We start from the raw sequence: 9,783 nt of genomic DNA on the forward strand, positions 1-9,783 counted from the left end.
GCGAATCCTTGCGTGCAGAATAAGAACCTGTTCTACTCGATATCGTGACCCAGGGGAATACCGCAGTGGAAGTATTGAGTGCACCCCTTCGGGTGCAGTTCGACTACACCAGATCCGTCGGACCGATCATCGGAGCCTTCCTGACCGGACTGCGCGAGCGCCGCATACTCGGCGTGCGCGGCAGTGACGGCCGGGTGCTGGTACCCGCCCAGGAATACGATCCCATCACCTCGGCCCCATTGGCCGAACTCGTGCAGGTGGAGACGACCGGCACGGTGCGATCGTGGACGTGGGTGGCCGAGCCGCTACCCGGTCAGCCGTTCGACCGCCCGTTCGCCTGGGTGCTCGTGCAGCTCGACGGCGCCGACACCAGCATGCTCCACGCCCTCGACGTGACCGAGCCCGCGCAGGTGAGCACCGGTATGCGGGTGCGCGTGCGCTGGGCCGAGGAACGCGCAGGCACCATCGCCGACATCGCCTGCTTCGAGCCGGGTGAGGGCGCGACCGCGCCGCCCGTCGAGGACTCCGCCGAGCCGGTGACCATGCTGGTGACGCCCGTCGACATGAGCTACAAGCACACCGCCTCGCCCCAGGAGAGCGTGTACCTGCGCGGTCTCGCCGAGGGCAAGCTGATCGGCGGCCGCTCCGAAACGGGCGGAGCCGTATACTTCCCGCCGCGCGGCGCCAACCCGACCGACGGCACCCCCACCGACGACCTCGTCGAACTGCCCGACAAGGGCACGGTGACCACCTTCTGCATCGTGAACGTGCCGTTCCTCGGCCAGCGGATCAAGCCGCCCTACGTCGCCGCCTATGTGCTTCTCGACGGTGCCGATATCCCGTTCCTGCACTTGGTTCTCGGGTGCGAGGCGTCCGAGGTGCGCATGGGCATGCGGGTCGAGGCCGTGTGGAAGCCCCGCGAGGAATGGGGCCACGCACTGGCCAACATCGACCACTTCCGCCCGACCGGCGAGCCCGATGCCCCGTACGAGTCCTACCAGCACCACCTCTGAGAGAGGCGACGTGACTATTCCCGAAATCGCGGTCGTGGGGTTCGCCCACGCACCGCACGTGCCGGAGACCTTCGGCACCACCAACGGCGTCGAGATGCTCGTGCCGTGCTTCCAGCAGCTCTACGCCGACCTCGGCATCTCCAAGTCCGACATCGACTTCTGGTGCTCGGGTTCCTCGGATTACCTTGCCGGCCGCGCCTTCTCGTTCATCTCGGCGGTCGACGCGATCGGCGCGGTGCCGCCGATCAACGAGTCGCACGTGGAGATGGACGCCGCGTGGGCGCTCTACGAGGCGTGGGTGAAACTGCTCTCCGGGCAGGCACAGACCGCGCTCGTGTACGGCTTCGGCAAGTCGTCGGCGGGCACGCTGCGCCAGGTGCTGAGCAGGCAACTCGACCCGTATCTGGTCGGCCCGCTGTGGCCCGACTCCGTCTCCGTCGCGGGCCTGCAGGCGCGCGCGGGACTCGACGCGGGACGCTGGACCGAACAGGACATGGCGGCCGTCGCCGGTGGTGACATCGAATCCCTGCTCGCCGCACCGTATATCGCCGACCCGCTGCGGGCGCACGACATCGCGCCGATCACCGACGGCGCGGCCGCGATCGTGCTCGCCGTCGGCGACCGGGCACGCGAACTGTGCGAGCGCCCGGCCTGGATCACCGGCATGGCGCACAATATCGACCCCCAGGGGTTCGGCGTCCGCGACCTGACCCGCTCGCCGTCGACCACGCGCGCGGCTGCCGCCGTGACCCGGGGCAACACGGACTTCGACGTGGCCGAACTGCACGCACCGTTCAGCCATCAGCAGCTGATCCTGGCCGAGGCGATCGGCCTGTCCCCCGACACCACGATCAACCCGTCCGGTGGTGCGCTCGCGGCCAACCCGATGTTCGCGGCCGGTCTCGAGCGGATCGGCAATGCCGCCACGGCCATCATGTCCGGCACCGCGAACCGGACCCTCGCCCATGCGACCAGCGGCCCAGCGCTGCAGCAGAATCTGGTCGCCGTCCTGGAATCCGAGGCATCATGAGCTTCCCCGCAGCGGTGCTCGGCACCGGTCAAACACATCACGTGACAAAACGTGCGGACGTGTCCATGGCGGGCATGTGCCGTGAGGCCATCGATCGCGCGCTAGACGACGCGGGCCTGACCATCGACGAGATCGACGCGGTCGTGGTCGGCAAGGCGCCCGACTTCTTCGAGGGCGTCATGATGCCCGAGCTGTACCTGGCCGAAGCCCTCGGCGCCATCGGCAAACCGCTGCTGCGCGTGCATACGGCGGGATCGGTCGGCGGTTCGACCGGCATCGTTGCCACCAACCTGGTGCAGGCCGGTGTGCACGGCAAGGTGCTCGCGATCGCGTGGGAGAAGCAGTCGGAGTCGAATGCCATGTGGGCGTTGTCGATTCCGGTGCCGTTCACCATGCCGGTCGGCGCGGGCGCGGGCGGCTACTTCGCCCCGCACGTGCGCTCCTACATCCGCCGCTCCAACGCGCCCATGCACATCGGTGCTCAGGTGGCGGTGAAGGACCGGCGCAACGGTGCCAAGAATCCCCTCGCCCACCTGCACCAGCCCGACATCACCCTCGAATCGGTGCTGGCCTCCCAGATGCTCTGGGACCCCATTCGTTTCGACGAGACCTGCCCGTCCTCGGACGGCGCCTGCGCGGTGGTGCTCGGCAATGCCGAGGCCGCGGCCGCCGTCGAGGCGCAGGGCAAGACGGTCGCCTGGGTGCACGGCACCTCGATGCGCACCGAACCGACCACCTTCTCCGGGCGCGACCAGGTGAACCCGCAGGCCGGTCGCGACGCGGCCGCCGCGCTGTGGGCCGCCGCGGGCATCACCGATCCGCTCGAGGAAATCGACGTCGCCGAGATCTACGTGCCGTTCTCCTGGTTCGAGCCCATGTGGCTGGAGAACCTCGGCTTCGCCGCCGAGGGCGACGGCTGGAAGCTCACCGACAAGGGCGAGACCGAGATCGGCGGCAGGCTGCCGGTGAACCCGTCGGGCGGGGTGCTCTCGTCCAACCCGATCGGCGCGTCGGGCCTCATCCGGTTCGCCGAGGCGGCCAAACAGGTGATGGGCCGGGCGGGCGACTACCAAGTCGCCGGCGCGCGCAAGGCGCTCGGCCATGCCTACGGTGGCGGGTCGCAGTACTTCGCCATGTGGGTCGTGGGAAGCGAGCGCCCCGAATGAAATTCACCCTCGGTGTCGCGCTCAGCCCGCTCGACCAGCTCACCGAACTGGCCAAGACGGCCGAGGAGTGCGGCTTCACCTCGATCGGCCTGCCCGACTCGCTGTTCTACATGAAGTCCCAGAGCGCCGACTACCCGTACACCCCGGACGGGAGCCGGTTCTGGGGCCCGGAGACACCGTGGGTGGATCCGCTCATCGCCGCCGCGTCCATGTCGGCCGTGACGACGACCCTGCGGTTCTACACCAATGTGCTCAAGCTCGGCTCCCGCAATCCGCTGCTGCTGGCCCGCCAGGTCGGCTCGATCGCCAACATGTCGGGCAACCGCTTCGGCTTCGGCGTCGGAATCGGCTGGGCTCCCGAGGAATTCGAGTGGTGCGGGGTGCCCTATGCCAAGCGTGGCGCCCGGGTGGACGAGATGATCGAGGTCATCAAACTCGTCCTCGACGGCGGCATGGTCGAGTACCACGGCGAGTTCTTCGACTTCGACCCGTTGCAGATGAGCCCGGCCCCCACCGAGCGGGTGCCGTTCTACATCGGCGGTCACACCGGTCCCGCCCTGCGCCGCGCGGCCCGCGTGGGCGACGGCTGGACCTCGGCGATGATGAAGTTCGACGAGCTCACCGGGACCATCGCGACCCTGCGCACGCTGCGGGCGGAATACGGCAGGGACACCGAGCCCTTCGAGATCCAGGCGGTCTGCATCGACCGCCACGGCCGCAGCGGCTACCAGGACCTGGCCGACGCGGGCGTCACCGACATCATCGTGGTGCCGTGGCTCTTCGACGGCATCGGCTTCGACGGCGAACTCGCCGCCAAGCAGGACTCGCTGCGTCGCTTCGCCGAGAAGTACATCGCCGATCCCATCGTGGCGGCGTCGTGAACGCACGCGATGCGGGACTGGCCTCCCAGGCCGCGGTCCGTGCCAAGGATCGCGCCGCCTGGATCGCGTTGTTCGCCGAGGACGGGATCGTCGAAGATCCCGTCGGCCCTTCGGGTTTCGATCCCGAGGGCGTGGGTCATCGCGGCCACGCGGCGATCGGCGCGTTCTGGGACAAGGCCATCGCCAACACCGATTCGATCGAGTTCCTGTTCGAGGACTCCTTCGCCTGCGGCAACGAGATCGCCTTCACCGGCCTGATCCGCACCACCATGGCCGGCTACCTCATCGACGCCGAGGGTGTGTTCACCTACAAGGTCGATGCCGACGGCAAGATCGCCGCCCTGCGGGCCTTCTGGGAGGTCGACCGCGCGATGGCGACCAGCCGCAAGGCCTCCTGAGTCTCGAAAACGCAACGGCCCCGGACCTTTCGGTCCGGGGCCGTTGTCGTTCGGTACCTCAGTGCGAGACCGGGCAGCCCTTGGTCTTGTAGTCGACCGGGAGCTCCTTGATGCCGTTGAGCCAGCCCGAGCGCAGACGCTTGGGGTCGCCGATCTTCGTGATGTCGGGCAGATGGTCGGCGATGGCGTTGAAGATCAGGTCGACCTCCAGGCGGGCCAGGTTCGCGCCGACACAGAAGTGCGCGCCGGTGCCGCCGAAGGACAGATGCGGGTTCTCCTTGCGCATGATGTCGAACTTCTCCGGGTTCTCGAAGACGTCCTCGTCGAAGTTCGCCGAGCGGTACAGCATCACCAGGCGCTGGCCCTTCTTGATCTGCACGCCGCCGAGTTCGGTGTCCTCGAGCGCGGTGCGCTGGAAGGAGGTGACCGGGGTGGCCCAGCGGATGATCTCGTCGACCGCGGTGGCCGGGCGTTCCTTCTTGAAGAGCTCCCACTGATCGGGGTTCTCCATGAACGCGATCATGCCGTGGCTGATCGCGTTGCGGGTGGTCTCGTTGCCGGCGACCGCGAGCACGATGACGAAGAAGCCGAACTCCTCCGCGCTCAGCGACTCACCGTCGACGTCGGCCTCGATCAGGGTGGTGACCAGATCGTCGGCCGGACAGGCTTTGCGCGCCTCGGCCATCTGGTACGAGTAGCCGAGCAGCTCCATCGACGCCGCGACGGGGTCGACATCGACATTGTCGGGATCGTCGTAGCCGGTCATGTCGTTGGACCATTCGAAGACCTTCATCCGGTCTTCCTGCGGCACACCGATGAGTTCGGCGATCGCCTGCAGCGGCAGCTCGCAGGCCACCTGGGTGACGAAGTCGCCGCCGCCCGACTCCGCCGCTGCCTTCACGATCTTCTCGGCGCGCGAGGACAGCTCGGCGCGCAGACTGTTCACCGCGCGCGGGGTGAAGCCCTTGGCGATCAGCTTGCGCAGCTTGGTGTGCTCGGGGGCGTCCTTGTTCAGGATGACGAAGCGCTGCAGCTCGATCTGCTCGCGCTTGATGTCGTCGTTGAAGCGCGGGATCGCGGTGTTCTCGTAGGTCGAGAAGACATCGCTGCGGCGCGAGACCTCTTTGACGTCGGCGTGCTTGCTGACCACCCAGAACCCGTCGTCGTGGAAGCCGCCCACCTCGGGCGGCTGCGGGTTCCACCAGACCGGCGCCGACCGGCGCAGCTCAGCGAACTCCTCCGCCGGGACACGTTCGGCGTAGATGGCCGGGTCGGTGACGTCGAACCCCTCGGGCAGGTTCGGCAGGGTACCCGTGGCTTCGTTGCGCGGATCTACCACCAGATGTCTCCTTCGACAAACTGAAACACGTTCTACAATCATTCAAGCACAGGGTATGCCACGACGGAAGAACCTCGCGGTTTTGCCCCGCTTACATAAACAGAACACGTTGCAGTTCAGAGGGAGATCCAGATGGGCACACCGGTAATCGTCGAGGCAGTGCGAACCCCGATCGGCAAGCGTCGCGGGCGGCTTTCCGGCCTGCACGCGGCCGAACTGCTCGGCCTGGCCCAGCGCGGACTGCTCGACCGGGCCGATCTCGATCCGGCCGAAGTGGAGCAGGTGATCGGCGGCTGCGTCACCCAGGCAGGCGAGCAGTCCAACAACGTCACCCGCGTCGCGTGGCTGCACGCGGGGCTGCCGTGGCAGACCGGCGCGACGACGATCGACGCGCAGTGCGGTTCGGCCCAGCAGGCCAACCACCTCGTCGCGGGGCTGATCGCCACCGGGGCCATCGACATCGGCATGGCGTGTGGTGTCGAGGCGATGAGCCGGGTGCCGCTCGGCGCCAATGTGGGCACCGAGGCGGGACCGCGCAGGCCCGAGTCGTGGTCGATCGATCTGCCCGATCAGTTCGGCGCGGCCGAGCGAATCGCGCGGCGGCGTGGGCTCACTCGCGACGACCTCGACCGATTCGGCCTGCGCTCACAGCAATTGGCCGCCGCCGCCTGGGCCGAAGGCCGCTTCGATCGCGAGGTACTGCCCGTGGTCGCGCCCGTGCTCGACAGCGAGGGCGCGCCGACCGGCGAGAAGGCCGAGGTGACCCGCGACGAGGGCTTGCGCGCGAGCACGATCGAGGGCCTGGCCAAGCTGAAGCCGGTGGTCACCGACGGCCTGCACACCGCGGGTACATCGTCGCAGATTTCCGACGGCGCGGCCGCGGTGCTCCTGATGGACGAAACCGTCGCCCAGCGAAAGGGTTTGCGACCGCGCGCACGGATCCGCACCCAGGTACTCGTCGGCGCCGAACCGGAGTTCCATCTGGACGGACCTGTGCAGGCGTGCACGCGACTGCTGGAACGCTCGGGAATGGCGATCGGCGATATCGATCTTTTCGAGATCAACGAAGCATTCGCGGCGGTTGCCCTTTCGTGGGCTTCTGTACATCAGCCGGACATGGAACGGGTAAATGTCAACGGCGGTGCGATCGCAATCGGGCATCCTGTCGGTTCCACCGGTTCTCGTCTGATCACGACCGCATTACACGAGCTCGAACGCACCGGCAAGGGAACCGCGATGGTTCTCATGTGCGCCGGTGGAGCCCTCGCGACCGGCACGATCATCGAACGCCTGTAGACTGGGCGTACCGAAACCGGGCGCCCAGGTTGAACATTCATCTCCAGGCGCCCGGAACGTGTCGTACGCCACACGATCCGAGGGGCGAGGGGGATGATGAGGCATCAGCAATCTTTGGGCTATCATGGGTCCGAGGTGGAAGACCCCCGCGACGGGCACGAACTCCGGCACCCATCGGCTCCACAAGAGTCGTTGACGTGACCCCGCAAACGCGGCCGTCGCGGGCCCTGTACGCAGGTGAGCGTCGGAATCCGCAGAGAAATCCTGAATCAGGCGTAGGTTTTCAGTTACTGAGCCGCTAATATCAATGATACGTATCCGAGATAACGACTGTTAGTACAGTGAAGGGAATTGGGCGGCTCACAATGGCTGATTTCGCGGCGCGGCTGAACAAGCTGTTCGAAACCGTGCATCCCCCGGGGCGCAAGCCGCACACCAACGCAGAGGTTGCGGCTGCGCTGACTGCCTCCGGGCATCCGATCTCCAAGCCGTATCTCTCGCAGCTGCGGTCGGGACAACGAACCAACCCGTCCGACGAGACGGTGGCCGCCCTGGCGAAGTTCTTCAAGGTCAAGCCTGACTACTTCTTCAACGACATCTACGCGGCCAAGATCGATCACGACCTGGAACTGCTTGCGCAGCTGCAGGGTTACGGGCTGCGTCGTCTGTCCAGCAGGGCATTCGACCTCTCGGAAGAATCACAGAATCTGCTCACCTCCATGGCGGAGAAGTTGCGGGCCAGCGAAGGCTTGCCCGAAATTCCTCCGGACGGAACGGAATAGGAACAACCAGGCGGATACGCGAAGAACGGGCCTGAGCCGGTGGAAACACCAGCTCAGGCCCGTTCTTGTTGTCTGCGTCAGCTCGACGCGGCGGCATTCTGCGGTGCGCCCGCCGTGGCCACCGCCACCTCGTATCGCTTCGCCAGTGCCAGCACCCAGCCGCGCGGGCTCACGCCGGGCGGCGGCGCGATCCAGCGCGCGTCGACGAACAAGTCCCCCAACGGGTTTCGGGCCCACTCGGCCACCACAGCCGCGCGCTCGGGGACGGAGTTCGGCGGCTCACCCGCCGCGGGGATGACGATGCCGCTGCCCGAGAGCAGATACAGCGCGTCCATCACCTGGGCCACGTGATCGGAGGCCTTCAGCTGCGCCGAGGTGGCGTTCTGCTCGGGTGCGACGACCTCCGGGAACCGACCGACCATCAACTTGTGCAGTGGGCGGATACGCCGCAACAGGATTCGGGCCCGCCACCACAGCTCGATGACGATCGACACCGCGCCGAGCGAGATCAGCAGGCTCGCGATCTCCCACGCCTGCCAGCCCCACGTCGGCTGACCGGGCGGGGTCGGCTCGGCGCCCTGGAAGGCGCGGCCCGCGTTGGCGAAGGCGAGCACGGCGACCAATGCCGTTCCCGCCGTGTAGATCGCGATGCCGCGACCCAGCGTGGTCCAGTCCAGATTGCGCAGACCGGTGGTGACGATGAAGACCGCGCCGAGCGCGACGACGATCCAGCCGAAGGTGAACGACCAGGCCAGCGTCAGCGCGATGGCGAGGGCACCGATGCCGTAGACGATCATCGCGACCTGGCGCAGGTTGCGTCGCGACACGACCGGCCAGGCGGCCGAGGCGACCACCGACGTGGCGGTGGTGAACAGGATCCACGCCGAATCGACGATGCCCGTGGACAGCCAGCCGCTGTGCAGGCCGCCCGGGAGCAGATTGTCGACGGCGACGGCGATATCGGGGATGGCGACGGTCGAGGCGAGTGCGACGGCGGCGACCGCGACGACGATGGCCACGCGGGCCGTTGTCGCGGGCTTGACGAGCACGCGTCCCACTCGCGCACCCGCGGCAACCCAGACCAGCAGGGCTGTCAACCAGAGTGTCATCCGAGTGCCTCATCGAATCGAAGGACCGAGACGCCTGCGCCTCGGTTGTTGAAGACGCGCAGTCGTGTCATGAGCATGGCCGCGAAGGTCTCGGCCTCCCACTCGGCCAGGTCGTCGGCTCCGTCCTCGACGATCTGGGCGTGGGCGCGCTGACTGAGCATGTAGGCGATGAGGTCGTCGCTGACCTCGAGTGTCGTCTCGACCGCGGGCGCGCCCTCGTGGTCGAAGACGATGTGCCCGAGTTCGTGGGCGAGGGTGTGGTCGCGGCTCGGCAGGGCGTCGGCGAGCACGATGATGTCGCGCTCCGGGTAGAACCGCCGCTGGCCGCACACGCCGGGACCCAATTGCGCACTGGTGATCTCGATTTCGCGCTGCCGCTCGAGCGAGACCGCCGCGACCACCTCATCGAGGGTGGTCGCGTCGGAGTCGGCGGCGACCGCGCACACCGCGTCGACGGCGGCGGCGACGCGACGATAGGACCGCGAGGTGGACTGGGTCTTGCTCTTGCTCATCGAAGATCCCCTCACGACCTCGGTCCGAAGAACTCGGCACGCGCCGCGTTCACCCGCGCCTGGGCGGCGGCGGCACCTTGGAAACTCACTGCGCCCGAACCGGTTCCGGCCAGGGCGAGCGCTATCAGGCCGCCGATCACCGACAGCAGTTCGGGTTCGGGCAGACCGTTGTTGTCGCTGGTCGGCCGGACCTCGTGGTTGGGCTTGGCGGCCTGAGCGGGCGCGGCGGCGGCCGGCGGCGCGCCCGCTCAGGCCGC

General features: G+C 67.6%; 10 protein-coding genes. 7 read left to right on the top strand and 3 right to left on the bottom strand.

The features are described 5' to 3' along the window. Positions 1 to 44 precede the first annotated feature (44 nt). From HYG95_RS16215 to HYG95_RS16235, 5 genes are read left to right on the top strand one after another with little or no spacing between them, the layout of a single operon-like run. Positions 45 to 1,013 carry an OB-fold nucleic acid binding domain-containing protein gene (locus HYG95_RS16215; RefSeq protein WP_181698751.1) on the top strand — a complete coding sequence of 323 codons (969 nt, stop codon included), beginning with the start codon at positions 45 to 47 and terminating at the stop codon, positions 1,011 to 1,013. A gap of 16 nt (positions 1,014 to 1,029) precedes the next feature. Further along, positions 1,030 to 2,043, top strand: coding sequence for a thiolase domain-containing protein (locus HYG95_RS16220; protein WP_181698764.1), 1,014 nt, complete (start codon positions 1,030 to 1,032; stop codon positions 2,041 to 2,043). Further along, positions 2,040 to 3,209 carry a thiolase domain-containing protein gene (locus HYG95_RS16225; protein ID WP_181698752.1) on the top strand — a complete coding sequence of 390 codons (1,170 nt, stop codon included), beginning with the start codon at positions 2,040 to 2,042 and terminating at the stop codon, positions 3,207 to 3,209. Before HYG95_RS16220 ends, HYG95_RS16225 begins: the two co-directional genes overlap by 4 nt. Continuing rightward, positions 3,206 to 4,090 carry a TIGR03619 family F420-dependent LLM class oxidoreductase gene (locus HYG95_RS16230; protein WP_181698753.1) on the top strand — a complete coding sequence of 295 codons (885 nt, stop codon included), beginning with the start codon at positions 3,206 to 3,208 and terminating at the stop codon, positions 4,088 to 4,090. Before HYG95_RS16225 ends, HYG95_RS16230 begins: the two co-directional genes overlap by 4 nt. Next, positions 4,087 to 4,488, top strand: coding sequence for a nuclear transport factor 2 family protein (locus HYG95_RS16235; protein ID WP_181698754.1), 402 nt, complete (start codon positions 4,087 to 4,089; stop codon positions 4,486 to 4,488). The genes HYG95_RS16230 and HYG95_RS16235 overlap by 4 nt, the downstream gene beginning before the upstream one ends. Before the next feature lie 58 nt (positions 4,489 to 4,546). Here the strand turns inward: HYG95_RS16235 and HYG95_RS16240 are convergent, their stop codons facing one another. Continuing rightward, positions 4,547 to 5,827 carry a cytochrome P450 gene (locus HYG95_RS16240; RefSeq protein WP_370465820.1) on the bottom strand — a complete coding sequence of 427 codons (1,281 nt, stop codon included), beginning with the start codon at positions 5,825 to 5,827 and terminating at the stop codon, positions 4,547 to 4,549. A gap of 132 nt (positions 5,828 to 5,959) precedes the next feature. Here HYG95_RS16240 and HYG95_RS16245 point away from each other — a divergent pair, with 132 nt between their 5' ends. Next, positions 5,960 to 7,123: a steroid 3-ketoacyl-CoA thiolase gene (locus HYG95_RS16245; RefSeq protein WP_181698755.1), complete on the top strand. Its 1,164-nt coding sequence runs from the start codon at positions 5,960 to 5,962 to the stop codon at positions 7,121 to 7,123. 365 nt (positions 7,124 to 7,488) lie between these two features. Continuing rightward, positions 7,489 to 7,905, top strand: a complete 417-nt coding sequence (locus tag HYG95_RS16250; RefSeq protein ID WP_019044759.1) for a helix-turn-helix domain-containing protein — start codon at positions 7,489 to 7,491, stop codon at positions 7,903 to 7,905. A 77-nt stretch (positions 7,906 to 7,982) separates the two neighbouring features. Here HYG95_RS16250 and HYG95_RS16255 read toward each other — a convergent pair whose 3' ends face one another. Beyond that, positions 7,983 to 9,014, bottom strand: coding sequence for a hypothetical protein (locus tag HYG95_RS16255; RefSeq protein ID WP_067492265.1), 1,032 nt, complete (start codon positions 9,012 to 9,014; stop codon positions 7,983 to 7,985). Next, positions 9,011 to 9,526, bottom strand: a complete 516-nt coding sequence (locus HYG95_RS16260; protein WP_181698756.1) for an ImmA/IrrE family metallo-endopeptidase — start codon at positions 9,524 to 9,526, stop codon at positions 9,011 to 9,013. The genes HYG95_RS16255 and HYG95_RS16260 overlap by 4 nt, the downstream gene beginning before the upstream one ends. Positions 9,527 to 9,783: the final 257 nt, after the last annotated feature.

This window comes from Nocardia sp. GTS18 (genome assembly GCF_013839555.1).
GTDB classification, from domain to species: domain Bacteria; phylum Actinomycetota; class Actinomycetes; order Mycobacteriales; family Mycobacteriaceae; genus Nocardia; species Nocardia rosealba.

What these genes read in the sequence shown, in the direction of transcription:
- HYG95_RS16225 (WP_181698752.1), top strand. Translation starts at nt 2,040, where the DNA reads ATGAGCTTCCCCGCAGCGGTGCTCGGCACCGGTCAAACACATCACGTG.
- HYG95_RS16230 (WP_181698753.1), top strand. Translation starts at nt 3,206, where the DNA reads ATGAAATTCACCCTCGGTGTCGCGCTCAGCCCGCTCGACCAGCTCACC.
- HYG95_RS16245 (WP_181698755.1), top strand. Translation starts at nt 5,960, where the DNA reads ATGGGCACACCGGTAATCGTCGAGGCAGTGCGAACCCCGATCGGCAAG.
- HYG95_RS16250 (WP_019044759.1), top strand. Translation starts at nt 7,489, where the DNA reads ATGGCTGATTTCGCGGCGCGGCTGAACAAGCTGTTCGAAACCGTGCAT.
- HYG95_RS16255 (WP_067492265.1), bottom strand. Translation starts at nt 9,014, where the DNA reads ATGACACTCTGGTTGACAGCCCTGCTGGTCTGGGTTGCCGCGGGTGCG.
- HYG95_RS16260 (WP_181698756.1), bottom strand. Translation starts at nt 9,526, where the DNA reads ATGAGCAAGAGCAAGACCCAGTCCACCTCGCGGTCCTATCGTCGCGTC.